Here is a 25201-nt window from a genome sequence, read left to right on the forward strand (position 1 = left end):
GCGGGCTGAAATGCTTTTGAGATGAGTTTGCAGAACGATTTGAGCCTTAAGGTCATTGCGGCCGTAAAAGAACTGTACCAAGTGGAACTTCCCACAGTGGAATTTCAACCCACCCGAAAGGACTTTGAGGGGGATATTACCGTAGTGGTGTTTCCCATGTTGCGCCATATCAAGGGAAATCCCGTACAGATTGGCACCCAAATCGGTGATTATCTGCAAGAGCATGTAGATGAAGTGGCCAAATGCAATGTGGTACAAGGTTTTTTAAACATCGTTATTGAAGATAGTTACTATCTCAATTTTTTCAATGGCATTAAACAGGAGACAAACTACGGGTATGTAAAAACACTTTTGGATGGTGCGGTAATGGTGGAATATTCTTCTCCCAATACCAACAAACCATTGCACTTGGGACATATCCGAAACAACTTGTTGGGGTATTCCGTAGCTGAGATTTTAAAGGCATCGGGACGAAAAGTGTACAAAACCCAGATTATCAACGATCGTGGCATCCATATCTGCAAAAGCATGTTGGCTTGGCAGAAATTTGGGGAAGGTGAGACTCCAGAATCCACCGGATTAAAAGGCGATCATTTGGTGGGGAAATACTATGTGGCCTTTGACAAGGCTTACAAGGAGCAAATTGCAGCATTGGTTACCAGTGGAATTGACAAGGACCAAGCTGAAAAGGAAGCACCCATTTTATTGGAAGCCCAAGAAATGCTCCGCAAATGGGAAGCGGGAAATGCTGAGGTAGTGTCCCTTTGGAAGAAAATGAACGCTTGGGTATATGCTGGTTTTGATACCACCTATAAAAACCTTGGAGTAGATTTTGATAAACTTTACTACGAGAGTGACACCTATCTGTTGGGTCGGGATGTAGTCAAGGAAGGTCTGGGGAAGGGGGTCTTCTTTAAAAAAGAAGATGGCAGCGTGTGGATCGATCTTACCGATGAGGGACTGGATGAGAAAATTGTGTTGCGTTCCGATGGTACCGCCGTCTATATGACCCAAGATATTGGAACGGCCATTCAGCGGGTAACGGATTTCCCGGATATCAATGGGATGGTATATACCGTTGGAAATGAGCAGGACTACCATTTTAAGGTGTTGTTCCTCATCCTGAAGAAATTGGGGTATACTTGGGCGGAACAATTGTACCATTTGAGTTACGGTATGGTGGACCTCCCCAGCGGAAAGATGAAGAGTAGGGAAGGTACCGTTGTAGATGCGGATGACCTCATCACCAACATGGAGGAGACCGCAGAGGCCATTTCGGTAGAATTGGGCAAACTGGAAGGCTATACCGAAGAAGAAAAGCAGCAACTGTACCGAACCATTGGGTTGGGGGCTCTAAAATATTACATCCTGAAAGTGGACCCCAAAAAGCGGATTTTGTTCAATCCGGAGGAGTCCGTGGATTTTCAAGGGAACACGGGGCCTTTTATTCAATATACCTATGCTAGGATTCAATCCATTCTAAGAAAAGCCAATTTTGATGTCTCGACCGCGCTCGACATGACATTTTCCCTTCATGAAAAGGAGAAGGAGCTGTTAAAGGGTATTCAGCAGTTTCCAGAAACCATTCAATTGGCTGCTGAAAACTATAGTCCGGCCTTGATTGCCAATTACACCTATGATTTGGTGAAGGAATTCAATTCCTTTTATCAGCAGGTGTCCATTTTGGGCGAACCTGATGAAACCAAAAAACAGTTCAGGGTACAACTATCCCAAAAAGTGGCGCAAGTGATTCAATCCGCTTTTAGACTATTGGGGATTGATGTTCCGGAGCGGATGTAGCAAATCTGAACTCTCCTAGTTTTGATAGCTGACAAAGTTCACTTCTCTTATTGAGGGAGGGGTCTTTTGGATTTTGTTGAATGTGTTCAGAAATTTGGAGGAGTAAAAATTCCAGATTCATTTGAATTTCATTTACCTGCGAATAGAGCCGTAAATGGAATTGGTATGGGAAATTTTGTCTGAACCAAACTTGGTGTGGGTTTAGTTATCTTGATAAGTTAAAGATGATTTAATCGTAAATCTAAAATGTCAAGCCTTTTGATTGAAATTAAATTATAGGATAATTCCTAAATATTTTTATTGTATCATCAAAATTATGAAGATAAATACTACATTTAACAAAAGATATACTAACTATTAGGTTTAAAAATATGAGAAATGCTTTTTTACTGTGTCTTTTGTTATCATTGGTTTTTTCTTGTTCCAAAGATTCCGCAATGGAGGATGAGGAATTGTATCAAAGCCATATAGAAAAAATCTCATTCATATATAATGGGGAGAAATTATCTGTGGAAGTTGATCTATCTGAGAAGGAACCATTATATAATCAAACAGATGATTTCAGAATACTTAATGAGGTGCTATCCTCTGAAAATTCTGTCATCTACATCAATCCCGATATGGAATTTCCGGTTCTTTTTGAGGATAATCAATCTTTTGAAGAGTCCAAAATAACCGATTTGGCGATGAACATTCGATCAAATAATGAAGCAAAGGGTGTAAGGATGGCAGAAAATAATAATGATTTTTTTTGGGATTCAAGTTTTACTATATACGAGCATACACTTTTTGGCGGTCAATCTTTCAAAAGATATTTTAATCCAGAATATTATAACCCCGATAGTTACATGTTTCATAACCCCAACTTAAAAACATGTACCTATTTTGGATTTAGCTTCAACGATAGGATTAGTTCGTTGAAAGTTGAAAATTGCTATCTCATATTATACGAACATATTAACTATGGAGGCAAAAAAGTTATATTGGATGTTAGACAAAGTGGCTTGTCATCAGTTACTTTGTCTGCTTCAAATTTGGGAGCTTGGAAGTTTAGAAGTTTCACACACTCTGTTGGGCCAAATGTTCCATATACTACTGTTCCACATTGTAGTAGTAGTTGGTGTAGTGATTGGGGAGATGAAATATCCTCCATATATGCTACCGTAGGTAAACAGGGGTCGTTAATTCCCAATCCTTCCTTAAATCCTCCATGCGGTACCACAAGTGGCGGAAGTGGTGGTGGCACTCCTGAGGAACCTCCCTATACAGATCATCCGTGATATTGTTTTTGAAGGTTTCACTTAAGCTTAGAAACTAATCCTAAAACTCATGTTGGGGGTAATGCCCAAGGAAATACTTTCCACAGCTTCAATTTGGTCTTCATCATTAACACGGTAATACCGGTTTAAACTATTTTTGCGGTTGGTCATATTGAGCAACGAAACTCCAGTGGTTGCCCGTATCCTTCTGCCCATATCAAAACTATAGACTGCAGAGGCATCTGCCCTAAAATACTCAGGTAAACGGCTGCTGTTGGGCGATTGATAGTTGATTCGGGCCGGGAAAAAGGAATTGTCCAAAGCTTGATCTCCTTCCAAGGGTTCGGTGTAGGGCTTTCCAGTACGGTAGTTTATGCCCAAACTCAGTTTTAGGTCTTTATAATTGTAGGTTCCCGCAAAGGTTATGGTGTGGTGTATGTCCAAATTGTTGGGAAATTTGCTAGGCACCACCGAGTTGAATGTATAATCGTTTTTGTTGTAGGCATAGCTCAACCAAGTGCTATAATTGTCCCCTCTTTTATTGATGAGGAATTCAACGCCTTTTACATCATAACTGCCTATTTCCCCGCTAAATTGGTTTTGGTTCTGAAACCCTTGGGTTCGGGTGCTGATGCCATCCACGTTTTTGTAGAAACCTTCAAGGCCTAGATAAAAATTATTTCGTTCATAATTAATGCCTAAGGAGCCTTGTTTGCTATGGGTGATGGGTAAGGTGTCGTCATCCGATAAGGTCCATCGGCGTTTTTCTATGCCTAAAAAGTTTTGTTCCAAATCTATGATTTGGTGGGTGGTCTGGCTTTTGAACTCCCCCAACAACTCTGCCCGAAGATAATTGGCCAGTTTGAAGTTGAGATTGATACGGGGTTCCACCAAATATTTGTTGAATGTACCTAGGTTTTCAATGAAGTTGAATCGTACCCCTAACATACAGATAAACTTATTTCTAAAAGACGTATGTCTAGCTTCGGAGTAAAGAGAGCGAATCCGGATTACATCTATAACTTTGCTATGGAAATCTGGTACATTAACATCAGTAAAGTTTTCCACACCTGTCTCAATATATTGGAACCCATTGGTCCATTGTAGATGATCTGTAAATTTGTATTCGGTGTTCACTTTTACTGCCCGTTCATCCACAATGTTTTTTTGCTCCAGTTGCTGTATCTGATTGTCAAAAATGCTTTGTGCGTCTAAGTTGTATCTGGAATAATACACGTTGAGTTGAGAAGAAAAGTTGCCGGACCAATCACTCAACAGTTGACCCCCAATGGAGATATTGGTCTGCTCCAAGATGCTTTGGGTGGTCTCATCATTGGTCTGGTCGGTTTCAATATAATTTAAATTGTTGTTGATGTGGATTGCGCTGAATCGCAGCTTATGAAAATCATTGATGTCGTACAGCAATTTTCCCGAAAAATCATAGAAATAGAAATCTTCATCCCTTGAAATGTTCTCATCAACGGTAACATTGTTCTCATCGGTCACCTTGCTATCTTGAAAGGCCCGATCGAAAAATTTATTGTAGGTGGGCGTGTTCAGAAAATCGGTTGTGGAGCGCCTTGCCGAAAACTGAAAGCCTAATTTGTTGCTCAAGGGAAACTGGCCAAAGATATCCCCACTGATGAAGTTGAAGCCAGCTCCGCCTTCAAAAGTATCCACAATTTGGTTGCTCGTCTCCATTTGGATGACGCTGCTCACCCCATCACCAAAGGCAGCGGGCGTCCCATTTTTTATAACGGAGACCTTGTCGGTCAGATAGGGGTTGAAGGCAGATATCAACCCGAAAAAATGCCCAAACTGATACATTTTTATGCCGTTCCATAACACGAGGTTTTGGTCATTTGTCCCACCTCTTACATTGATATCGGATACGGTCTCATCAATACTCTTTATGCCGGGCAGTGCCTGAACGGTCTGTAGTACATCGGGTTCTATAAGTCCTGGCAGGATTCCAAATTCAGCAGTGTTCAAGGTAATGCTACCATCTTGTTCTTTGAGGATGCCCGTGGTCAAATATTTGTACACAATGACCTCATCCAATTGTTCGTAGTGCGGGGCCATCAAGATTTTTGCACACGATTCTTGGCGGATCAAATCTTCAATGGGAATGTACTTGGTAAGGTAGCCCAAATATCGAATTTTAAGAGAGGCATCCCTAGGTATGTTGTTCATGGAAAAATTGCCATTGGTATCCGTGGTCTGGGCTATCTTGGTTCCTAAAACCTCTATGGAAGCCCCGGGAATGGTGTTCTCTGCAAAATTGTCCAACACAGTTCCGCAAAGGGATATATGGGAGCTTTTGGTCAGGGTGTAGTAGCGTTCATCAAGTTTTTCTGCCTTTATCTGGAATTTAGACTCGATATAATTTAGAATGTCCTCCAAACTGACCCTGTTCTCCGGAACGGAGAGCTTGAAATCATCCAAATCCTCATTGAGATATGAAAATTTGATATTGAACCGATTTTCCAAGGTTTTTATATAAGAAATAAGGTCAACAGGGGTTTGCTGTTTTTCCTGGGCGGGTAGGGTAAGGAAGAACAGTAAAAAGCCCAACAAAAGGCAGAACTGGCTATTGCGGAGTGTTCCCAGCATAGAAAAGTACATTATCACCCTCAACTTTGTAATGGATTTGGGAGGGGGTACTTATACTTTTTAACGCCATATTGAGGTCTGTGTTGTTGAAGCTGCCCGTAAAAAGCAACTCGGTGTTTATATTTTTTGTTGTCACACGGAGGTTAAACTGCCTTTCCAATTCAGCGAAGACAAATTGGAGGGGTATACTTTCAAAGCTACTTTCGTTGTTCATCCATGCGGGTTGATTGTCTTTGGGTTTAGCAGTTTCTACAAGTTTTCCATCAATGACCAAAAACGATGAACCCGCTGGCAATTTGGTTTCTTGGTCATTAAAAGTAACGCTTACCAAACCTTCGTAACAAGTCACTTCAAAAAAACCTTTTCTATTTTCTACATTGAATTGGGTTCCGAGCACTGCAACAGTTCCGTGGTCTGTTTGCACGGTGAATTTTTTTCCTTTGGCCACTTTGAAGAAGGCTTCCCCGTTTAAGGAGACGTTTCGTTCCTTGTCCCAATTCTTTTTGTTGTAGGAGATGTGGGAATCGGCATTGAGGAAAATCTCAGAATTATCAGGAAGGGTAACCTCGGTACGTTCCGCAAATTGCGTACTGATGGATTCATCCAGTGAGTTGAGATAGAAATAGGAACCGGCAAGCATTACAGCTATCACGGCGGCAACACGAAGGAATTTCTTGAACGGATTTAGGGTGATTACCTTTGGTGCTTGGCCAAAATGTTGCTGTTTGATCAGTTCAAAAGCACTGTCCATATCAAATTCTGGAGACTTCAAAGTGCTTGAGGTCTCTTTGAGCTTTTGATAGGAAGCATACTCCGCGGACTTTTTAAATTCCGCAAGCTCCTTTTCGGAAAGCTCTCCACTGAGCCATTTTGCCAAGTAATTTTCCTGCATGGTTTCTATGCTTTACCTTATTGTAACAACTATATTCTAAAAAACCCTACTTTATCAATTAGCAATGTTCAATAAATGGTTAACGGCAATTAATTATTGCTAATTATAAATTGTCCATTATACATTGTATCATAAGCCATCTATTTGTTCCCTCAGACTTTTTAGGGCCAAATGCATCCGTTTTTCAATGGCTTTTACACTAACACCTTCCATTTCGGCAATCTCGGCATATTTTTTTCCATCGATTCTGTTCAATAAAAAAGTGGTCCGTTGATTTTCGGGAAGCGCGTTAAGGGCATTTTCCAACTTTTCTTTGTACTGCTTTTCTTCCATCAAAAATTCTGGCGAGAGATAGGAAGATTGTTCATTTACGGAATTAGCGTACTTCAACCGTACCTTTTCAGCCTTTATTACATTTAAATAAAGATTATTGGCAACGGTGTATACGTAGGATTTTGCTTTTTCCGGGCTCACCTTTGCGCAGTTCTCCCAAAGCTTTACAAAAGCTTCCTGTACCGCATCATTTGCTTTTTCCGCGTTTCCAAACTTATAATAGATATAGTTGAAAACCGTTTTGGAATTGGACTTGAATATGGAACTGAAGACTTGTTCTTCACAAACGTTGTTCATGGAAAAAGATTTGTTTCCGTTCCAAAGATATTTTAAAAAAAATTAAGATTTGGTAGGGTTTTTTTTAACGCAGTTGTTTTAGGATTGAATTCTAACCCCAAAATTCAAATTGTTATGAAAAAGTTGATGCACAACTTCTTATACGTAGGCCTTTTACTTGCGGGCCTTAATTTTACTGCTTGCCAAGATGAGTTCGAGGAAATTGGCGGCGTTGAAGATCAGGAAACCATTATTGCCAACTCCAATACGGCGCAACTGATCGAGAAAACATCTTCACAAGATGGTTCTTATGACAATATTGTAGACAAAGCAAGTTGTTTTGCCGTTAAGTTTCCCTATACCGTGGAGGTGAATGGAATCCAAATCACAATAGATTCCAAAGAAGACTTGCACACCATAGAGGAAATCTTTGATGAAATAGATGATGATGATGACATTCTTGATATCATCTTCCCCGTTACGATTACCCTTTCGGATTTTAGTGAAATCGTTATTGAAAACGTTGACCAATTGGAGGATATGGCAAGAGATTGCCTTGAAGGAGGAGACGATGATGATATTGAATGTATCGATTTTGTATACCCCATCACCTTGTTCAATTTTGATGTGAACAACCAAGTATCAGGAGAGGTTAAGATTGAAAGCGATGAGCAAATGAGAAAGTTCTTTGCAGAACTTGAGGATGATGCCTTGGTGAGTATTGACTTTCCCATCACCCTAAAAAAATACGATGGTACCGAAATCGTAGTTGAAAACAATGCTTCACTTGCTGCTGCGTTGAGCAATGCCAAGGACGATTGTGACGAAGATGACGATGATGATTATAATGATGATGATTTTAGCAAAGAACGATTGGACGCTTATTTGGTGGAATGCCCATGGGAAGTACGAGAAGTAATCCGCAATGAAGTGGACCAGACCGGTCAATATTTTGAATACTTGATGACTTTTTCCGAAGATGGTACCGTAGTAGTAAAAGTTTCCAGCGGGAATACGATTAATGGTACATGGAGTACTAGCCAGTCTGACCATGGACCAGTTCTGACCTTGGAATTCGACACTTTGGTTGACTTTAATTTGGAATGGGTGGTGTATGAAATTGGTGAAGGCAAGATCAAACTATATGCCGAAAGTGCCAACAGGATCATACTTAAGCAACGATGTGACATCAATCCCGGAGAAGAACCAGACCCTGATACCTTGAGAGCTATCCTTGGTGAATGTGAATGGATCATTAAAAAAGTGAAAAACCAAGGCGAAGAGATTGAAAGATTGTTGGGCTATGAATTCAAGTTTATGGCAGAGGGTGTGGTTACCTTGAGCAATGGTGTATCAACTTCCGAAGGTACTTGGGAAATAGGCCTTAACAGCCAGTTGGTCATGTCACTTATGATTACCATGGGAGATGAACCCGGGGTTAACTTCGAATGGCCTTTAAGAGATCTTGCCAATGACAGACTTAAATTTGAAGTGGAAGATATTGGCTACGAACTAATCTTACAGCGTGTTTGTGATGATAATGCGGATGATGAAGATGTAGCGGAAATTAGGAATATTATGATGGGTGGACCATGGATGGTTGCGCAGTATAAGGAAAACAATGAAGACCTTACCAGTGAATATGCTACTATGGAATTCAATTTCGATGCCATGCACCAAGTAGGAGTATCTATAAATGATGATCCAATTGCAGAAGGACTGTGGAGGGTGTTGAGAAACCATGACGGAGTGCTGAAATTCTATTTGAATTTAGGTGCAGAAGGCTCTTTGGGAGAACTTACCGAAGATTGGTATATCAACATGGTTGAGGCCAACAGAATTGAATTGGTACATGAACAAGAGAACTCAACGGAGATATTGGTCTTTGAAAAACCATAAAATTTCCCCAATCTGTTAGTTTGAAAAGGACGGCTCTCCCCAAAGCCGTCCTTTTCTTTTTAATTATTCTTAAATTTGTCCCTCTTTTAAACTGAAGTAAGAACATGTTCGACAATTTAAGCGATAAACTGGATAAGGCGCTCCACGTCCTCAAAGGACATGGACAGATTACGGAGATTAATGTGGCGGAAACCCTTAAGGAGGTTCGTAGGGCCCTATTGGATGCCGATGTCAACTTTAAGATAGCCAAGGAATTTACCAATACCGTAAAGGAAAAGGCATTGGGCCAGAATGTACTGACCACCTTGCAGCCTGGCCAGCTTATGGTAAAGATTGTAAAGGACGAGCTTACCCAACTTATGGGTGGCGATGCAGAGGATATCAATCTTTCAGGAAATCCATCCGTAATTTTAATGTCTGGTCTACAAGGTTCCGGTAAGACCACCTTTTCCGGAAAATTGGCCAATTTCCTCAAAAACAAGAAGACCAAAAAACCATTGTTGGTGGCCTGTGATGTGTATCGTCCCGCGGCGATTGACCAGTTGCATGTGGTTGGCGAACAAATTGGGGTTGAGGTGTATTCCGATCGGGAGAACAATGATCCCGTGGCCATTGCCAAAGCCGGTATAAAACATGCCAAAGGTTTGGGTTGTAATGTGGTAATCGTGGATACCGCAGGTCGATTGGCCGTGGATGAACAAATGATGACCGAGATTGCCAACATCCACAAGGCTATTGAGCCTCAAGAGACCCTTTTTGTGGTGGATGCCATGACGGGTCAGGATGCGGTGAATACGGCCAAGGCCTTCAACGATGTACTCAACTTTGATGGGGTTATCCTGACCAAACTGGATGGGGATACCCGTGGGGGTGCTGCCATTTCCATTAAATCTGTGGTGGACAAGCCCATCAAGTTCATTGGTACCGGTGAAAAAATGGAAGCCATCGATGTTTTTCACCCTTCAAGGATGGCCGATCGTATTTTGGGGATGGGAGATGTGGTTTCCTTGGTAGAACGTGCCCAAGAGCAGTTTGATGAGGAACAGGCCCGTAAAATCCAAAAGAAAATTGCCAAGAACAAGTTTGGTTTTGACGATTTCCTAAGTCAGATTCAGCAGATCAAACGGATGGGGAACATGAAAGACCTTATGGGGATGATTCCCGGTGCGGGAAAGGCCCTTAAAGGCTTGGATATTGATGACGATGCCTTTAAGCATATTGAGGCCATTATCCACTCCATGACCCCTGATGAACGCTCTACACCATCCAAACTCAATGCTAGTCGAAAAAAGCGTATCGCAGCCGGTAGTGGTACTTCCATCCAAGAAGTGAATCAATTGCTGAAACAGTTTGACCAAATGAGCAAAATGATGAAGATGATGCAAGGTGGAGGTGGCAAAAAGATGATGCAGATGATGCAGAACATGCGATAATTTTGTCAGACAACAGACATCAGACATCGGACACTAGACTTCAGAAATCAGACAATAGATAACAGAACCACTATTTAATTACCAGAAAACCAAAGCCAGACCATGGAAATCCTTGACGGAAAAAAAATATCAAACCAAATCAAAGAAGAGATCGCCGCCGAGGTGGCGCAAATGAAAGAGAGAGGGGAAAAAGTACCCCATTTGGCCGCCGTTTTGGTGGGGAACGATGGTGCTAGCCTAACCTATGTGGGCAGTAAAGTACGTTCCTGTAAAAAAATAGGTTTCGAATCCACCTTGGTCCATCTTCCTGAAGACACCACAGAGGATGCCCTGTTGAAGCAGGTAGCGGAACTTAATGCCAATCCAGATATTGACGGATATATTGTTCAGTTGCCCCTGCCCAAACATATTGATGAGGAAAAGGTATTGTTGGCCGTTGACCCCAACAAGGATGTGGACGGTTTTCATCCCACCAATTTTGGTAGAATGGCGCTTGATATGGAGTCGTTTATTCCCGCTACTCCCTTTGGTATTATGGAGCTGCTGCGTAGATACAATGTTGAAACTTCAGGCAAGCACACTGTAGTGATCGGTAGAAGCCATATTGTGGGAAGGCCTATCAGTATTTTGATGAGCCAGAAAGGAAAAGCGGCCGATGCCACGGTTACCCTAACCCATAGTAGGACCAAGGATCTTAAATCACTTACCTTGCAAGCCGATATTGTGGTTTCTGCACTGGGAGTTCCCAATTTCCTTAAAGCCGATATGGTCAAGGATGGGGTGGTCATCATAGATGTGGGTATTACCCGCGTTCCTGATGAAACCAAGGAACGGGGATACTACATCACTGGGGACGTCGATTTTGAAAATGTGGGCAAAAAAGCCTCTTACATCACGCCAGTTCCTGGTGGCGTAGGTCCTATGACCATTGCCATGTTGCTAAAAAACACCTTGTTGGCTAGAGGAAGACACAAAAACAAGAAAAGTTAATTCACTTTTCCTGCTCCATCCTATCTAAAAGGGCTTGTTGCTCCTCTTCAGGAGTAATGTGGTCAAACTCAGTCTCTCCTTCGTCATTGGTGCAACTTGTTACTGCCATTGATGAAAAAAATATGGTAATCAGAAGTAGAATTATTTTCATGATGATACGATTTGGGAGGCTTAATGGCCGGTTCATCAACCTATATAACGATTAAGATTTTTGATTCTTGTTTTTTCACCCAAATATTCGATAACTTACCTATCTGAAAATCAAAGTATATAGCCGGTATGGTTAGAAACAGGGTAGCTTGGATTGTGTTCGCCTTTTTGGCCATGGCCATTGGAATATATCCCTTGGCTTATTTATTTTCCTCTGGTGATTTTGGTCTTCTGGCCGGAAAATCAAAGGAACTATTGGCCAATCAAGTTTGGCGTGCTGCTTTCTACGGACATATTTCCTTTGGAGGATTGGCCTTGTTATTGGGGTGGTCGCAGTTTAGTAAAAAGTTACGTTCCAAGTACTTAAAACTACACCGAAACCTTGGGAAAGTTTATGTAGGGGCAGCTTTTATCAGTGGAATCTGTGGAGTATATCTGGGATTTTTCGCAACAGGGGGTATTGTTCCGGCACTAGGATTTATAGGGTTGGGATTGATATGGTTATACACCACGGGATGGGCATATTGGGCTATCAGAAAAAAAGACCTGTCCTTGCATCAGGGAATGATGATCTACAGCTACGCGGCCTGTTTTGCAGCAGTTACACTTCGCATTTGGCTACCTTTGCTAACAATGGTTTTTGGCGAATTTTTAATTGCCTACAAAATTGTGGCATGGCTTTGTTGGGTGCCCAACATGGTATTTGCCCATTTGTGGGTAAGAAGAAAAGGGCTCACTTTGGAATGAGTTCTTACTCGTCAAGAATCTTTAACGCCACTTTTCTAAAATCTATGGCTTGGCCTTCACTTTGAAGCGCAATGAATCCTTCTTTTAGAGGGGTCCCATCAATTTTAATGGCTTCGTCATAGCGATTGGCCACACCACCACCAATCTGGGGCTTGCTGTATTCCAATACCTTTTTGCCATTGATGATATGGGTAATCAACGAATCGCCATGTACAATCAGCTCTGCACGTATCCATTCCCCAACTGGATAGGTGTCGCTGGAAGAACTAATACAGTGTCTAGGGTCAATCTGTCCTTCATAAACCACATCTGTCCCAGGTGAACACATGTTTCCGGTTGGTCTGGATTCTCCTTTGTTTACTTCCGCAAGAAACTGCATCTCCACGGAAATGGGCCAGTCTTGCTCCTTGGGCATGGTTCTGGGGTCTTGGGAGTGGAACATGACCCCACTGTTTAGCAATGTATAATCTGGTGCAGTCTCGTACCATCCCTCCACAAACCGATATTCCACGACCAAATGATAGTTGGAAAAAGGTTGGTCGTAATACAAATGACCATAGCGTTCATTGAAATGGCCTTCATAGTTATCGTACCTCACCTGGAGAATACTATCTTTTACCCTAAAAGTGTCCCCAAAATTATCCCCAACCTCATAGTGGTGAATTTTTACGGTCCAATTGTCCAAATTTGCCCCGTTGAATAGTTGAATCCATTCACTTTGGTCTTTTCCAGTTTCCTTGTTTTTTTGCTTGCAGCCGAGGGTGAATACTGTTATTGCCAGTGTTGAAGCTAGCAGAAAAATAGGCTTTACGTTTTTCATGGTTGACTTCTATTTGGCGAACAATTGGTCCATATCCTTAAAAGCTTTAAATTCAAGGGCGTTTCCGGCAGGGTCTAAAAAGAACATGGTGGCCTGTTCCCCAACTTCGCCTTTAAAACGGATATAGGGTTCGATGACAAATTCAACTCCTTTTTTCTTCAAGTTTTCAGAAAAAGACTCAAAAGTTTCCCAAGGTAATACCACACCATAATGGGGCACAGGAACATTTTTACCATCTACAGGATTGGTGTGGAGCGTTTCTTCAGATTTTGGTTTGTAATGAATCACCAATTGATGACCGAATAGGTTAAAATCTACCCAATGATCACTACTGCGACCTTCTTCGCACTCTAAGATGTCCCTATAAAAAGTTCGGCATTCATCTAAATTGTGAACGGGAATGGCAACATGGAAGGGAGTAATCTGCTTCATGATGATTTTTTAGGAAATTTAGGATTTCTTCCCTAGGCATCCAAAAAATCTATGATTTGATTGTTTACGTCGTCTTGATGCATGGAGTGCCCCAAGCCTTCAGTACTTACCAAAGTGCTGCCTGACCATTGGGCATGGACTTCTTTTGACGCTTTGTACGGAGCTATTGCATCGTGTACATCGTGGAACAATAATCCCTTTTTTGTGTTGGATTGGGCAAATTTGGATGTGGAAAATTCCCGTATTTGGAATCCAAACCGATCAAGGATATAATTGTCCAAAGATTTCATGACACGGTCGTTGAATTTTAATATGTTTTGAAAATGACCCATGATTTCATGGAACTCGGAAGGGGACCCGATGGTGATAATCTTCTCAACCTTTGGATTTGGATTTTTGTATTCATTGTACATCAATGTCATACCGCCAACGGAATGCCCAATGAGGTGCTTGGGATTGTATTTGTTCACCATGTGGTGCACAGCCTGTTCGTAGAGAGGTACATAGAGCAACTTACCCGAAGAATATCCGTGGGAGGGGGCATCAAAAGCAATGATGTTAAAATTGGCTTCCCGGAGTTTTTTGATGAGATTTCTCCAGCGAAAGGTATTGCTTTCCCATCCATGGACCAACAATACGGTTTCTTTGTCTCCAGGCCAATGATAGGATTGTAATTGATGTCCGGCTACTTCTTCAACCTCGTGTTTTGCATCTTTCAAATATTCCTCCTGCTGGGGTTGTACCCTCCCTTTCCGAACGGTGCAAAACAAACAGAAAGCTCTGTGCGCTGCTTTTTTTGGGGCTACCAGCGTATAAACGTTAAAATATTGTCCGTAGGCCAATGGAGCTATTTTATTCAACAGTTTTTTCATATCGGTTACTTTTTGTAACTTACTCTTATTTAGAAACTAAAATTACATATTCATTTTTAAAGAAAAAAGAAGTCACCAAACCCCAACTAAGTATGGAAACAGAAACTATTACTGAAAATCAGAAAGTTAGCATGGCAAAAAAGTTGGAAAAAATGTTCGGGCATATAGATTATAAAAACCCACCTGAACTATGCCCTGTCAGAGATGTTATGTCAGTGGCCTCGGACCAATGGAGTGCCCTGATTCTTCTTTGGTTGGGTTACTTTCCAGTTTTGCGATTTAACAAGCTTAAGAAGTTTGTGTATGGTATTTCCAATAAGGTACTGAGTCAACGGTTGAAAGTACTGGAGGCCGATGGGTACATTTCTCGAAATGCTTATGCTGAAGTCCCCATTAGGGTAGAATACAGCCTTACCGAGTTTGGGCAATCCTATGTTGAAAAATTACTGGAACTGACTGAATGGATGCAGACCAACAGTCCAAAAGTAATTGCCAATCGGGAACGCTATGGTCTAATCTAAAAAATCTAAGATTACTCCCAACCGAGCATCAAGTATTTTATTTTGGCCTCATGCGGAATCTGGACAGCTTCTATATCTGTCCTCGTGAATCGTAGATCAGCAGGCAATTCTTCCTTATCAATCGTAAAATACAGGTTGCTTTCTTTTGGAAAGATGACAATGCTGGACAGAGTCGTCACAATTTTTTTTATAGGATATTGCTTTTGAATATCCCCAAACGTGCTTTTTAGACTAATGCCTCTCTCGGTTTTGTAGCGGGAATCCATGATGCGCACATTGGTTATCGTTGGGATGCTATCGGTATTTGGGGTGAGCGTTAACAAATGTTGTCCTCCCTTCTCAAAAATTTCCACTTTCGTATTGTTTGTCCCAATTTGAGCCATGGCAGTATCCCTTACAATGGAGTCTGCAGCAAAAAGGGCATCCAAATCAGAGGTTGGTGTGGACTTTGCCAATGGCCCCACACTGTTTTCGGTGATAAGAAAAGTGGTTTCTTTTTCACAAGATAAAAATACCAAAGCACCAAGGATGCTCAAGGTACACAACGCTTTTTTCATAAAATTTTATCGGATTACTTTTTTTAATACTCCCAGGACTCCTCTTATGAACGTGGCACTGGTAAGTACTTTTACCACTGGGTTCATCCTTGTACTTCGTCTGGTTGAAGAGGATTTTCTTGAAGTAGTTTTTTCTTCTTTTTCCTTTTCGGCCTCTTGTTCGGCCTTTTCAATTTTCTCGTTAAGGATTTCGTAGGCACTTTCCCTATCGATTTCCTCATTGTATTTTTTGATCAATCTGGATTTGCCTAAAACGTCTTTGAGCTCGGCATCCGTTAGAATATCCATTCGGCTCATGGGTGCGCGCATCATGGTGGCGGCCAAAGGGGTGGGCCGTCCCTTTTCGTCCAATGCAGAGACCAAGGCCTCCCCGGTTCCCAATGAGGTGAGGACTTCAGCCGTATCATAAAACTCCGAAATGGGATAGTTTTGTGCGGTGAGCTTTATGGCTTTTCTATCTTTGGCGGTAAATGCACGTAGGGCATGCTGTACTTTAAGGCCTAACTGGGCAAGTACATCATCGGGTACATCGGTGGGGTTTTGGGTTACAAAATAAAGCCCTATGCCCTTGGAGCGAATCAATTTTACAATACTTTCTATCTGGTCCAACAGTGCTTTGGAGGCATTATCAAATATTAAGTGGGCTTCATCAATAAAAAGGACCAACTCAGGTCTTTCGCTATCACCCTGTTCAGGAAAAGTGGAATATATTTCGGCCAATAAGCTCAACATAAATGTTGAAAACAATTTAGGTCGGTCTTGGATATCTGTTAGTCTGATGATGTTTACATAACCTCTGCCATTTTCATCAATGCGCACCAAATCTTCAACATCAAAGGATTTCTCACCAAAGAAAAGGTCGGCGCCCTGTTGCTCCAATTCTATGATTTTGCGAAGAATGGTTCCTGTGGAACTGGTAGAAATACGTCCGTAGGCTTTCTGGAACTCCTCTTTACCTTCTCCTGTAGCATATTGAAGGACTTTTTTAAAATCCTTTAGATCCAATAAGGGTAGTTTATTATCGTCGCAATATTTAAAGACCACGGCCACGATTCCTTCTTGTGTGACCGAAAGATCTAAGATTCTGGACAATAAAACGGGTCCAAACTCTGAGACAGTAGCCCGAAGACGAACTCCGTCCTGCTCAGAAAGTGACAATATTTCAACAGGAAATCCTTTTGCTTCAAATGGGAGTCCAATTTTTTCATGGCGCTCATCAATTTTTGGATGGCCAGGACTAGGCTGTGCAATTCCACTAAGGTCACCCTTAAGGTCCATAAGCAACACTGGGATGCCTTTATCCGATAGGTTTTCAGCAAGCACTTGTAGGGTTTTGGTCTTGCCCGTTCCTGTTGCCCCGGCAATAAGGCCATGGCGGTTAAGGGTTTTTAAGGGAATTTTAATATAGGCATTGGTAATGGTCTCGCCGCCCAACATACCTGCTCCAACGGTAATGTAATCCCCTTTGGTGGTGTAACCTTGTTCTATAAGGCCAAAGAATTTTTCTTTGTTGTCCATCGCGATGAATTTGCGATAAAAATAGGGGAATTTTAAGCAAAACAGAAAACCGCATTAAGAAACCTTCTTTACGGGAAGCTAGAGAGGCAGACATGCAGGGCCATCATACTTTGAAACGGTAAGCTCAGACTTCTTTTGTTTTTTCCTTGGCCCCAAAAATGACCAGCCAAAGGCAGGTTCCAATTTCCCCAATACTGGCGGGGATGGTCATGTACCCTGATAAAGCAAAATCCGAGTAATTGGGAAAAGCAATCTTTCCCAAAAAATCCAAGTAATATCCAAGACTGCCCACCATCAAAAAAATACCGAGCAACTTGGGAAGGTAACCAGATTTAAAAACTAAATATCCAAAAGGAAAAAGCCATAAGGCCCAAAAATTTTGACCTAAGAGGTTTCCGTCGCCATATTGTCCCAAATGGAACAGAATCTGTTCTGCAATGGGCCAAGATGGATTTTCAGGAGCATGAATCAATGACAGAACGGCAAATTTATGCAAAAGGATGCTAAAGAAAATAGGGACGGTAGGCAGGGCCAGGGCCACCATGGCCACCGAAAAAGTTTTGTTCACGGTATGAAAGAGCTTGTATAGCACCAATGGCAATAATAGAAAAGCAGTAAAACTGATGGTTTCCGCCACCATGCCAAGCCGAAACAAACTTTCGGAATTCTGAATGTTCTCCAAAGTTTGTTGGGCGTTTTTCCATTCAATAAGTTGAGAAGGGACATACAATAGGGAAAAAATTCCAGCAAGGACCACTATTAAATATAGAAATCCGGCCAAGCGGGCAGTACTTTTATTGGTTTTCACGGTAAAGGTTTAGAGGTAAGACGATTAAAAAGAAAAGTTGTTACAGTTTCATATGATGTGTGTTAAGCCTATTTAACTGTATCTTTGCGCCATGGTAAAGAACAATGTTATGGATTTGGTGGACAAGGGTTTGATGCTTCCCTTGATGGAAGAGTTTTATACCATTCAGGGTGAAGGCTTCCATAAAGGAACCGCAGCATATTTTATAAGGGTAGGAGGCTGTGATGTTGGATGTCATTGGTGCGATGTTAAGGAAAGCTGGAATGCTGAGACCCATCCCCCCACGGCAATTGATCAAATTGTGGACAACGCCGAAAAATATTCCAATACCATTGTGGTTACAGGGGGTGAGCCTTTGACTTGGGATATGGGGCCGTTGACCACTGGCTTAAAGTCCAGAAACTTACAAACCCATATTGAAACTTCCGGTGCATATCCTTTGACAGGTGTTTGGGACTGGATTTGTCTATCACCAAAAAAGAACAAGCTGCCTGAGGACGAAATCTACAAAAGGGCAGATGAGCTTAAAATTATAGTGTACAACAAGCACGATTTTATCTTTGCCGAGGAGCAGGCCGCCAAGGTTAAGGGGGATTGTATCTTGTATTTACAGCCAGAATGGAGTGTCCGGGAAAAGATGGTTCCTCTTATTGTGAATTATGTGATGCAACATCCCAAATGGAAGGTTTCCTTGCAAACACACAAGTACTTAAACATCCCTTAAGGTAAGATATTATTATCGTCCCCCGTTAGATTGAAGGTCCAAGATGCACTCAGCATCCAATTGCGGGATTGCAGTCAAACCTCTGGAAACATTGCTCCGCATCATTTTGGCCAAGGAACCTCCAAACTGTAGTTCGGCACGCATAAGACAACCTTCCACATTGCAATGGTTGTTGCCTATTTCGCCCTCTTCGTCGTCAATTTCGGTATCCTCATGGTCTGCGTTGACAGGGGTGGTGCCAAGATTTACAAGGCCCAATAAGTGTCCAAATTCGTGGTTTAGGGTGGCTGCTTCTACATCGGCAACGGAAATGAGTGTGCTGTTCCCCACCAATTCACGTATAGTAGCCTCGTAGATGACCATGGACGTATTTCTATACACAGCTCCAAGGGTCACCAAACCTTCACTTTCATCATCATTTTCAGAAGGGGCATCCGCAAAATAAATATAGATGGCCAAAGTGGTTCCATTGTTATAAGCTGTTCTATGTTCACTTTCCAATTTGGCTATCTCTTCGTTGGTAAGGGACTCTTCATTGGGAGAGGTAAGTGCTTGATAACTGAACTCCACACTTTCCTTAAAGGTCCGCGCCCTTAAAAATTCCTCAAAAGTGGCTATGGCCTCTGCAGTAGGGCGAAAACCCGAAACAAAGCCTATTTCAATCAAAAGTTTGTCATAGTTGGAATTGGACAGTAAATCATTGGCCGATGCACCAGTAGCCAATAAATTTGCGGTTTTGTTTACTCCATCAGGACCAGTCTCATTGTTTTCGGCATCTTTGGAACAACCCAAGAACAAAAACAATACCGAGAAAAAATAATAGGTGATTCTCTTTTTCATAATGGTGAATATAAGATAAAACGTACTATATCAGGTTCTAGTATCATTTTTTGGTGAGCCTTGCCAGATAATCATAGTGTTCGCCAGAACTTACCAATTCACATACCAAACCATTGCTTAGACATGCATTGAACAACGTATTGTAGTCTAGGTAAAGCCACTCAAAAGGAATACTCTTTTGTTTTTTATATTCTAATGTAAAAGTGACTTCTCCATAATATTTGCCACTATCGGGAATCCAATATCCCCCATCCTCATCTTGGTCAAACATATAAATGATGTCACTTGAATCCAACAGTATCTGACCATTGGGCCGCAATAATGAGGCCAAATGCTGTAAAAAGGAACTCAAATTGTCCAGGGTCCCTGCCAGACCTATGCCATTCATCAATAAAAGTAGTGTGTCAAAAGAGTCTCCCTTAAAATCTTCGATGGAACTATTTACTGTTGATTTTAACCCTCTTTCTTTACAAACTGTAATGACACCCGCGGAGCTGTCCAGTCCAGTAACATCCATACCTCTCTTTTGAAGATATAGTGAATGTACCCCTGCACAACAACCAATATCCAAGACTCTGCCCTTGGTCAATGCAAGCGCTTTTCGCTCCAATATGGGCATTTGGTCATAATCCCGGAACAAATACGGCAGTGGAATACTGTCTTTTTCATCCAAGGAAGAATAGGTAGTGATGTCCTCAGTATACTTTCCTTGATGATAATCCTGCAATGCTTTTCCAAAAACATCAGCCATATTGGGGTTTCTTTGGTGCAAAGGTGTGACAATAATTGCAGACTAAGGTTTAAAATGGATAAGTTTGTGTGTTATGATTGATGATCTTGAAGAACTTCCCCAAAAGGCCAGGGAAAAACATACGGAGAACAAAAAGTTTTTCGCAAAATTAAAGAAGAGAGTACCCAAGGATTTGGACTATGTTATGCAGCAATTGCATGTGGAGGAATTTGAGCGAACAGATTGCCTTACCTGTGCCAACTGCTGTAAAACTACCGGCCCTCTTTTCACCAATACGGACATAGAGCGCATTGCCAAGCATTTTAGAATGCGGCCTTCCCAGTTTATTGATCAATACCTTAGGGTCGATGAGGAAAATGATTATGTTTTGCAGGAAGTACCCTGTGCTTTTTTAGGAGCGGACAACTATTGCTCCATTTACGATGTCCGGCCCAAGGCATGCCGTGAATTTCCACACACGGACCGAAAAAAGTTTCAACAGATCAGTAATCTTACCTTGAAGAATGTGGCCATTTGTCCGGCAGCCTTCAATATTGTGGAAGAAATGAAAAGACGTATCAAGCTTTGATGATTTTTCATATCTTGGGAATATGGAACAGTTAATGGCCTATTTTGAAACCATCCCTTCTTGGCATCGAAGCCTTATTTTGGTGGGTGGAATTACCTTTTTCTGGATTTTGGAGGGCATTATGCCCCTTTTTAGCGTACCGTATAAAAAATGGCGGCACTCCGTTCCCAATTTTTTCTTTACCATGACCACCATTTTGGTGAACTTTCCTTTGGCTTTTTTACTCCTGAAAACTTCGGATTGGGCCGTGACCAATAATTTTGGAATCATCAATTGGCTTCCGGAGATGCCCTTATGGCTCTATGTGGCACTTGGGGTCATGTTCATGGATTTGATCGGTGCCTACACCGCCCATTGGGTGGAGCATAAGGTAAAACCACTTTGGATGGTCCATTTGGTGCACCATTCGGACCATAATGTAGATACCACTACGGCCAACAGACACCATCCTTTGGAAAGTTTGATTCGGTATACATTCACCTTAATCGGAGTTTTTGTTGTTGGCGCTCCCATTGGCATCATCATGTTGTACCAAAGCTTATCCGTGGTGCTTTCGCAGTTCAACCATGCCAATATTAGACTGCCCAAAAAAGTAGATTCAATCATTAGCTGGGTCATCGTGAGCCCGGATATGCACAAAGTGCACCATCACTACAAATTGCCTTACACCGATTCCAACTACGGAAATATTTTCTCCATTTGGGACCGTTTGTTCGGCACCTATATGACCATGGACACCGACCAAATTGTGTATGGCGTGGATACCTTCCCGAATGAAAAGGAGAACAGTAGTATTAAAGGATTGCTAAAGCAACCTTTTCATAAATACAGGCGACCTACTACTGAAGGTTAATCGTAAATCAAATATTTTTCCCGGATTTTTTTGAAAGCGGTAAGGTCATCTTGCCATGTGGCCTTGATTTCAGCTTCGGAGAGGCCTTGCTCAATTTGCTGTTGAAGTAAAGGTGTACCTGCATGTTTGGTAAACCCACTGGTAAGGAAAAACTTGGATTTGTCCAATGTATTGTTGTAAGCATCCATGACCCATTGCACGGAAACCTCGTTCATCCGTTCCATTTTGGAAAGGTCTTTTCCATAACAGGTTTTTCCATCTTCCTTAGGGGTTTTGGACCCAAAATTGGGGGCCGGAACATAGCTGAAATCATATTTGGTACTGTCCATAAAAGAAGCTCCATACCGTTGAAACTGGAATTCCGTTCCCCTGCCGGCATTGACGTTAGTGCCCTCAAAAAGTCCTAAACTGGGGTATAGGGTAATGGCCACATCGCTAGGAAGGTTGGGGGAAGGCCGTATAGGGAGGTGGTAATCGGACTCGTGGGTATAGTTTTCAAGGGTGATAACGGTTAAATCGGCCTTTCTTCCAACTTCCAGCCAATTTTCCCCATTCAACATTTTGGCGTATTCCCCTATGGTCATTCCATATACCAGCGGAATGGGATTAAGGCCCAAATAGCTTTTGTGTTCTTTCATCATGGTGGGCCCATCAACATAATGTCCGTTGGGATTGGGCCTATCCAGTACGATGATGGGGGTGTTGTATTCGGCACAGGCTTCCATAACTAGTTGAAGTGTTGCGATATAAGTGTAAAATCTAACGCCCACATCCTGGATATCAAAAACCATCACATCCAATTGGTCCAATTGTTCTTTGGAAGGTTTTCTGTTTTTGCCATACAGGGAAATTATGGGAAGCCCGGTCTTGGCATCGATCCCATCCGTTACATGTTCACCGGCATCCGCCTCACCCCTAAATCCGTGTTCGGGGGCAAAGGCCTGTTTTACATCAACTCCAAGAGAAAGTAAGGAATCCACCAAGTGGACATGCCCTTTATCATTGAAGATGACACTGGTTTGGTTGGCCACGACCCCCACCTTTTTACCTTGCAGCAAAGGGAGGTAAACTTCCGTTCTATTGGCAGCCACCTTGATTTCGGGAACAGGCTCCGTTTGAACCGTTGCAACTTCTGGATTCTCCTTTTTTTGCTGTTCCCTACAGGAGGAAAGCACCAAAACCAACAATAAAACTGTACTTTTGAAAATGGATAAAATGGGCATTCGTTGAATTTAGAATTGTTTATTACTAAGCGCCTGATTACAGGGAAAGAAGATAAAATTAGCATTTCTGCCCCTATAATAAAAATTGCCATTGCCGCAATTGCCATTGGCGTGATCATGATGCTCATCGCTTTGGCTACCGGCGTTGGACTGAAACGCAAGATACGGGAAAAGGTAGCTGCATTCAACGGTCATATCCAAATTTCAAATTACGATAACAATATTTCCGAGGTTTCCCTCTCGCCCATACCGCTCCAGCAGGATTTTTACCCCGAGTTCAAGAATGTAGAGGGGGTAAGGCATGTACAGGCCGTGGCAACCAAAGGAGGTATTATCCGAACTGAGGACACTTTTGAGGGAATGTTGGCCAAGGGTGTGGGCAAGGATTACGATTGGTCGGTCTTTGCTGAATACATCGTTGATGGCAGATTGCCCAATTTCACCGAAAAGCTCAATGAAGAAGCGCTGGTTTCAAGAACTATGGCCAATCGCCTGCAACTGAAAGTGGGTGACTCCTTCTTTTCTTTTTTCTTGAAGGATGGGGATGCCAATCAAGTACCCAACAACAGGAAGTTTGAAGTTGTTGGAATTTACGACAGCGGTTTTGAAGAGTTCGATGCCACCTACGTTTTTGTGGATATTCGACATATCCAGCGCATGAACAAATGGGATGGGGATCAAGTTGGCAATTTTGAGGTCTTTCTCGAAGATTTTGATCAACTCGAAGAAAAGAGTAACGAAATTTATGGAAAAACGCTTTCCAGTTTGGACACCCAAAACATAAAGGTCAAATACTATCGCATTTTTGAATGGATTGGACTTTTTGACTTTAACATCGCCCTAATCATAGGCATTATGATCATCGTGGGCGGAATAAACATGATCACGGCCCTTTTGGTACTGATTTTGGAGCGTACCCAAATGATCGGGATTCTAAAAGCGTTGGGATCGGCCAACTGGAGCATCCGAAAAGTGTTCTTGTACAATGCCGCCTATTTGATCACCATTGGATTGCTCTGGGGCAATGTAATCGGACTCGGTGTTTTGTTCCTTCAGAACAAATACCGCATGTTCAAGTTTCCCAATCCCGAAGAGTACTATATCGACTACATTCCTGTGTATATGGACGGATCTATGGTTGTATTGTTGAATTTGGGGGTTATGGCATTGTGTCTGCTGATGCTGTTGGTTCCCTCGTATATTATCACCAAGATTACCCCTGTAAAAGCCATTAAGTTCGAGTAAGGCAGCCTATTTTTTTGCAACTAAAGGTGCAAAGTGCGAAGGACTATCCAAAAACCTATCTTTGTGTTGACTATGGATTATGCAAACAACATTCTTGAAACTATTGGAAATACCCCTTTGGTGAAACTGAACACGTTGGTGTCGGAATTGCCTTGTCTGGTCTTGGCCAAATACGAGACCTTTAATCCCGGAAATTCAGTCAAAGATCGTATGGCCCTCCAGATGGTGGAAGATGCCGAGGCTTCTGGAATCTTGAAACCTGGAGGCACCATTATTGAAGGAACTTCAGGAAACACAGGAATGGGATTGGCCCTGGCCGCAGTTATAAAGGGGTATAAAATGATCTGTGTAATCAGCGATAAACAATCCAAGGAAAAGATAGATATCCTCAAGGCTATGGGGAGTGAGGTGCATGTTTGTCCTACCGATGTGGCTCCTGACGATCCCCGTAGCTATTACTCCACAGCAAAGCGATTGTCGACCGAAATTCCCAATTCGTGGTATGTGAATCAATACGATAACCCAGGCAATACCAAGGCCCATTATTTGACCACTGGACCTGAAATCTGGAAACAAACCGATGGCAAGGTCACCCATTTTGTGGTGGGAGTCGGAACCGGAGGCACCATTTCAGGAGTGGGGAAATACCTCAAGGAACAAAACCCCAATATCAAGGTTTGGGGGGTGGATACCTATGGCTCGGTCTTTAAAAAATACCACGAGACCGGCATTTTTGATGAGAACGAAATCTATCCATACATTACCGAAGGGATAGGGGAGGATATCCTACCCAAGAATGTGGATTTTGACATCATTGACGGTTTCACCAAGGTAACGGACAAGGATGCCGCCATTTACACTCGCCGCTTGGCCCGCGAAGAAGGGATGTTTTTGGGCAATTCTGCTGGAGCGGCCATCAAAGGGGTATTGCAATTACAGGAACATTTTACCAAGGACGATGTGATCGTGGTGCTCTTCCATGATCATGGAAGTAGGTATGTGGGCAAAATGTTCAATGACGATTGGATGCGCGAAAAAGGGTTTATCGAGTAAAAATTGATAAATTCGGGGCAAAAC

The 25201-nt window shown here is 42.2% G+C and carries 25 protein-coding genes; 12 read left to right on the forward strand and 13 right to left on the reverse strand.

Annotated elements, in window-relative coordinates; all coding sequences use genetic code 11:
* Window positions 1-21: 21 nt before the first annotated feature.
* Both argS and ACP14V_RS03870 read left to right on the forward strand, forming a co-directional pair.
* The gene (argS, locus tag ACP14V_RS03865) at window positions 22-1800 is read left to right on the forward strand and encodes an arginine--tRNA ligase (RefSeq protein WP_272609410.1); all 1779 of its coding nucleotides are present in this window, start codon (window positions 22-24) and stop codon (window positions 1798-1800) included.
* Window positions 1801-2237: 437 nt separating this feature from the next.
* A complete protein-coding gene (locus tag ACP14V_RS03870; RefSeq protein WP_272609411.1) occupies window positions 2238-3080 on the forward strand; it encodes a hypothetical protein in 843 nt (280 codons plus the stop codon).
* A gap of 27 nt (window positions 3081-3107) precedes the next feature.
* Here ACP14V_RS03870 and ACP14V_RS03875 read toward each other — a convergent pair whose 3' ends face one another.
* The 3 genes from ACP14V_RS03875 to ACP14V_RS03885 all read right to left on the reverse strand — a co-directional run bounded on the left by ACP14V_RS03875 (window position 3108) and on the right by ACP14V_RS03885 (window position 7194).
* The gene (locus ACP14V_RS03875) at window positions 3108-5672 is read right to left on the reverse strand and encodes a TonB-dependent receptor (RefSeq protein WP_272609412.1); all 2565 of its coding nucleotides are present in this window, start codon (window positions 5670-5672) and stop codon (window positions 3108-3110) included.
* Complete coding sequence (locus tag ACP14V_RS03880) at window positions 5650-6564, reverse strand: FecR family protein (RefSeq protein WP_272609413.1); 915 nt, start codon at window positions 6562-6564, stop codon at window positions 5650-5652. The genes ACP14V_RS03875 and ACP14V_RS03880 overlap by 23 nt, the downstream gene beginning before the upstream one ends.
* 129 nt (window positions 6565-6693) lie before the next feature.
* Window positions 6694-7194 carry an RNA polymerase sigma factor gene (locus ACP14V_RS03885; protein ID WP_272609414.1) on the reverse strand — a complete coding sequence of 167 codons (501 nt, stop codon included), beginning with the start codon at window positions 7192-7194 and terminating at the stop codon, window positions 6694-6696.
* A 114-nt stretch (window positions 7195-7308) separates the two neighbouring features.
* Here ACP14V_RS03885 and ACP14V_RS03890 point away from each other — a divergent pair, with 114 nt between their 5' ends.
* The 3 genes from ACP14V_RS03890 (at window position 7309) to folD (ending at window position 11495) form a co-directional block, all read left to right on the forward strand.
* Window positions 7309-9072: a hypothetical protein gene (locus ACP14V_RS03890; RefSeq protein WP_272609415.1), complete on the forward strand. Its 1764-nt coding sequence runs from the start codon at window positions 7309-7311 to the stop codon at window positions 9070-9072.
* A gap of 104 nt (window positions 9073-9176) precedes the next feature.
* The gene (gene ffh, locus ACP14V_RS03895) at window positions 9177-10505 is read left to right on the forward strand and encodes a signal recognition particle protein (protein WP_272609416.1); all 1329 of its coding nucleotides are present in this window, start codon (window positions 9177-9179) and stop codon (window positions 10503-10505) included.
* 102 nt (window positions 10506-10607) lie between these two features.
* Window positions 10608-11495 (forward strand): bifunctional methylenetetrahydrofolate dehydrogenase/methenyltetrahydrofolate cyclohydrolase FolD, encoded by an 888-nt coding sequence (gene folD / locus ACP14V_RS03900; protein WP_272609417.1) that lies wholly within the window; start codon window positions 10608-10610, stop codon window positions 11493-11495.
* Between the two features lies 1 nt (window position 11496).
* Here the strand turns inward: folD and ACP14V_RS03905 are convergent, their stop codons facing one another.
* Window positions 11497-11646 carry a hypothetical protein gene (locus ACP14V_RS03905; protein WP_272609418.1) on the reverse strand — a complete coding sequence of 50 codons (150 nt, stop codon included), beginning with the start codon at window positions 11644-11646 and terminating at the stop codon, window positions 11497-11499.
* A gap of 128 nt (window positions 11647-11774) precedes the next feature.
* On the opposite strand from ACP14V_RS03905, the gene ACP14V_RS03910 reads away from it, so the two are divergent.
* The gene (locus ACP14V_RS03910) at window positions 11775-12392 is read left to right on the forward strand and encodes a DUF2306 domain-containing protein (protein ID WP_272609419.1); all 618 of its coding nucleotides are present in this window, start codon (window positions 11775-11777) and stop codon (window positions 12390-12392) included.
* A 4-nt stretch (window positions 12393-12396) separates the two neighbouring features.
* Here ACP14V_RS03910 and ACP14V_RS03915 read toward each other — a convergent pair whose 3' ends face one another.
* The 3 genes from ACP14V_RS03915 to ACP14V_RS03925 are packed head-to-tail and all read right to left on the reverse strand — an operon-like array spanning window position 12397 to window position 14516.
* A complete protein-coding gene (locus ACP14V_RS03915) occupies window positions 12397-13212 on the reverse strand; it encodes a 3-keto-disaccharide hydrolase (RefSeq protein WP_272609420.1) in 816 nt (271 codons plus the stop codon).
* Between the two features lie 9 nt (window positions 13213-13221).
* The gene (locus ACP14V_RS03920) at window positions 13222-13644 is read right to left on the reverse strand and encodes a VOC family protein (RefSeq protein WP_136565653.1); all 423 of its coding nucleotides are present in this window, start codon (window positions 13642-13644) and stop codon (window positions 13222-13224) included.
* Window positions 13645-13676: 32 nt separating this feature from the next.
* The gene (locus ACP14V_RS03925) at window positions 13677-14516 is read right to left on the reverse strand and encodes an alpha/beta hydrolase (protein ID WP_136565654.1); all 840 of its coding nucleotides are present in this window, start codon (window positions 14514-14516) and stop codon (window positions 13677-13679) included.
* 92 nt (window positions 14517-14608) lie between these two features.
* Between ACP14V_RS03925 and ACP14V_RS03930 the strand changes: the two genes are divergently transcribed.
* Window positions 14609-15037 (forward strand): winged helix-turn-helix transcriptional regulator, encoded by a 429-nt coding sequence (locus ACP14V_RS03930; RefSeq protein ID WP_136565655.1) that lies wholly within the window; start codon window positions 14609-14611, stop codon window positions 15035-15037.
* Between the two features lie 11 nt (window positions 15038-15048).
* Here ACP14V_RS03930 and ACP14V_RS03935 read toward each other — a convergent pair whose 3' ends face one another.
* The 3 genes from ACP14V_RS03935 to ACP14V_RS03945 form a co-directional block, all read right to left on the reverse strand.
* Window positions 15049-15594 (reverse strand): hypothetical protein, encoded by a 546-nt coding sequence (locus ACP14V_RS03935; RefSeq protein WP_272609421.1) that lies wholly within the window; start codon window positions 15592-15594, stop codon window positions 15049-15051.
* Window positions 15595-15600: 6 nt separating this feature from the next.
* Window positions 15601-17112 (reverse strand): helicase HerA-like domain-containing protein, encoded by a 1512-nt coding sequence (locus tag ACP14V_RS03940; RefSeq protein ID WP_136565657.1) that lies wholly within the window; start codon window positions 17110-17112, stop codon window positions 15601-15603.
* A 124-nt stretch (window positions 17113-17236) separates the two neighbouring features.
* Complete coding sequence (locus tag ACP14V_RS03945; protein ID WP_272609422.1) at window positions 17237-17920, reverse strand: DUF4386 domain-containing protein; 684 nt, start codon at window positions 17918-17920, stop codon at window positions 17237-17239.
* Window positions 17921-18011: 91 nt separating this feature from the next.
* Here ACP14V_RS03945 and ACP14V_RS03950 point away from each other — a divergent pair, with 91 nt between their 5' ends.
* Window positions 18012-18644 carry a 7-carboxy-7-deazaguanine synthase QueE gene (locus ACP14V_RS03950; protein ID WP_272609423.1) on the forward strand — a complete coding sequence of 211 codons (633 nt, stop codon included), beginning with the start codon at window positions 18012-18014 and terminating at the stop codon, window positions 18642-18644.
* Window positions 18645-18656: 12 nt separating this feature from the next.
* Here ACP14V_RS03950 and ACP14V_RS03955 read toward each other — a convergent pair whose 3' ends face one another.
* Together ACP14V_RS03955 and ACP14V_RS03960 are read right to left on the reverse strand one after the other, a co-directional pair.
* Window positions 18657-19484: a hypothetical protein gene (locus tag ACP14V_RS03955; RefSeq protein WP_272609424.1), complete on the reverse strand. Its 828-nt coding sequence runs from the start codon at window positions 19482-19484 to the stop codon at window positions 18657-18659.
* Between the two features lie 43 nt (window positions 19485-19527).
* A complete protein-coding gene (locus ACP14V_RS03960; protein WP_272609425.1) occupies window positions 19528-20235 on the reverse strand; it encodes a class I SAM-dependent methyltransferase in 708 nt (235 codons plus the stop codon).
* 73 nt (window positions 20236-20308) lie between these two features.
* On the opposite strand from ACP14V_RS03960, the gene ACP14V_RS03965 reads away from it, so the two are divergent.
* A complete protein-coding gene (locus ACP14V_RS03965) occupies window positions 20309-20803 on the forward strand; it encodes a YkgJ family cysteine cluster protein (RefSeq protein ID WP_136565662.1) in 495 nt (164 codons plus the stop codon).
* Between the two features lie 22 nt (window positions 20804-20825).
* Window positions 20826-21656 carry a sterol desaturase family protein gene (locus ACP14V_RS03970; RefSeq protein ID WP_136565663.1) on the forward strand — a complete coding sequence of 277 codons (831 nt, stop codon included), beginning with the start codon at window positions 20826-20828 and terminating at the stop codon, window positions 21654-21656.
* On the opposite strand, the gene ACP14V_RS03975 is transcribed toward ACP14V_RS03970, so the two are convergent.
* Complete coding sequence (locus tag ACP14V_RS03975) at window positions 21653-22879, reverse strand: exo-beta-N-acetylmuramidase NamZ family protein (protein ID WP_272609426.1); 1227 nt, start codon at window positions 22877-22879, stop codon at window positions 21653-21655. The genes ACP14V_RS03970 and ACP14V_RS03975 overlap by 4 nt on opposite strands.
* Before the next feature lie 3 nt (window positions 22880-22882).
* Here ACP14V_RS03975 and ACP14V_RS03980 point away from each other — a divergent pair, with 3 nt between their 5' ends.
* Complete coding sequence (locus ACP14V_RS03980) at window positions 22883-24124, forward strand: ABC transporter permease (RefSeq protein WP_272609427.1); 1242 nt, start codon at window positions 22883-22885, stop codon at window positions 24122-24124.
* Between the two features lie 72 nt (window positions 24125-24196).
* The gene (locus ACP14V_RS03985; protein WP_272610283.1) at window positions 24197-25177 is read left to right on the forward strand and encodes a PLP-dependent cysteine synthase family protein; all 981 of its coding nucleotides are present in this window, start codon (window positions 24197-24199) and stop codon (window positions 25175-25177) included.
* Window positions 25178-25201: the final 24 nt, after the last annotated feature.

The sequence above is a fragment of the Flagellimonas alvinocaridis genome, from assembly GCF_965248585.1.
Taxonomy (GTDB): Bacteria; Bacteroidota; Bacteroidia; order Flavobacteriales; family Flavobacteriaceae; genus Flagellimonas; species Flagellimonas alvinocaridis.

Bases quoted from the DNA above. Each gene is read 5' to 3' on its own strand.
- argS (WP_272609410.1), top strand. From the start codon at position 22: ATGAGTTTGCAGAACGATTTGAGCCTTAAGGTCATTGCGGCCGTAAAA.
- ACP14V_RS03870 (WP_272609411.1), top strand. From the start codon at position 2,238: ATGGAGGATGAGGAATTGTATCAAAGCCATATAGAAAAAATCTCATTC.
- ACP14V_RS03875 (WP_272609412.1), bottom strand. From the start codon at position 5,672: ATGCTGGGAACACTCCGCAATAGCCAGTTCTGCCTTTTGTTGGGCTTT.
- ACP14V_RS03880 (WP_272609413.1), bottom strand. From the start codon at position 6,564: ATGCAGGAAAATTACTTGGCAAAATGGCTCAGTGGAGAGCTTTCCGAA.
- ACP14V_RS03885 (WP_272609414.1), bottom strand. From the start codon at position 7,194: ATGAACAACGTTTGTGAAGAACAAGTCTTCAGTTCCATATTCAAGTCC.
- ACP14V_RS03890 (WP_272609415.1), top strand. From the start codon at position 7,309: ATGAAAAAGTTGATGCACAACTTCTTATACGTAGGCCTTTTACTTGCG.
- ffh (WP_272609416.1), top strand. From the start codon at position 9,177: ATGTTCGACAATTTAAGCGATAAACTGGATAAGGCGCTCCACGTCCTC.
- folD (WP_272609417.1), top strand. From the start codon at position 10,608: ATGGAAATCCTTGACGGAAAAAAAATATCAAACCAAATCAAAGAAGAG.
- ACP14V_RS03905 (WP_272609418.1), bottom strand. From the start codon at position 11,646: ATGAAAATAATTCTACTTCTGATTACCATATTTTTTTCATCAATGGCA.
- ACP14V_RS03910 (WP_272609419.1), top strand. From the start codon at position 11,775: ATGGTTAGAAACAGGGTAGCTTGGATTGTGTTCGCCTTTTTGGCCATG.
- ACP14V_RS03915 (WP_272609420.1), bottom strand. From the start codon at position 13,212: ATGAAAAACGTAAAGCCTATTTTTCTGCTAGCTTCAACACTGGCAATA.
- ACP14V_RS03920 (WP_136565653.1), bottom strand. From the start codon at position 13,644: ATGAAGCAGATTACTCCCTTCCATGTTGCCATTCCCGTTCACAATTTA.
- ACP14V_RS03925 (WP_136565654.1), bottom strand. From the start codon at position 14,516: ATGAAAAAACTGTTGAATAAAATAGCTCCATTGGCCTACGGACAATAT.
- ACP14V_RS03930 (WP_136565655.1), top strand. From the start codon at position 14,609: ATGGAAACAGAAACTATTACTGAAAATCAGAAAGTTAGCATGGCAAAA.
- ACP14V_RS03935 (WP_272609421.1), bottom strand. From the start codon at position 15,594: ATGAAAAAAGCGTTGTGTACCTTGAGCATCCTTGGTGCTTTGGTATTT.
- ACP14V_RS03940 (WP_136565657.1), bottom strand. From the start codon at position 17,112: ATGGACAACAAAGAAAAATTCTTTGGCCTTATAGAACAAGGTTACACC.
- ACP14V_RS03950 (WP_272609423.1), top strand. From the start codon at position 18,012: ATGGTAAAGAACAATGTTATGGATTTGGTGGACAAGGGTTTGATGCTT.
- ACP14V_RS03955 (WP_272609424.1), bottom strand. From the start codon at position 19,484: ATGAAAAAGAGAATCACCTATTATTTTTTCTCGGTATTGTTTTTGTTC.
- ACP14V_RS03960 (WP_272609425.1), bottom strand. From the start codon at position 20,235: ATGGCTGATGTTTTTGGAAAAGCATTGCAGGATTATCATCAAGGAAAG.
- ACP14V_RS03965 (WP_136565662.1), top strand. From the start codon at position 20,309: ATGATTGATGATCTTGAAGAACTTCCCCAAAAGGCCAGGGAAAAACAT.
- ACP14V_RS03970 (WP_136565663.1), top strand. From the start codon at position 20,826: ATGGAACAGTTAATGGCCTATTTTGAAACCATCCCTTCTTGGCATCGA.
- ACP14V_RS03975 (WP_272609426.1), bottom strand. From the start codon at position 22,879: ATGCCCATTTTATCCATTTTCAAAAGTACAGTTTTATTGTTGGTTTTG.
- ACP14V_RS03985 (WP_272610283.1), top strand. From the start codon at position 24,197: ATGGATTATGCAAACAACATTCTTGAAACTATTGGAAATACCCCTTTG.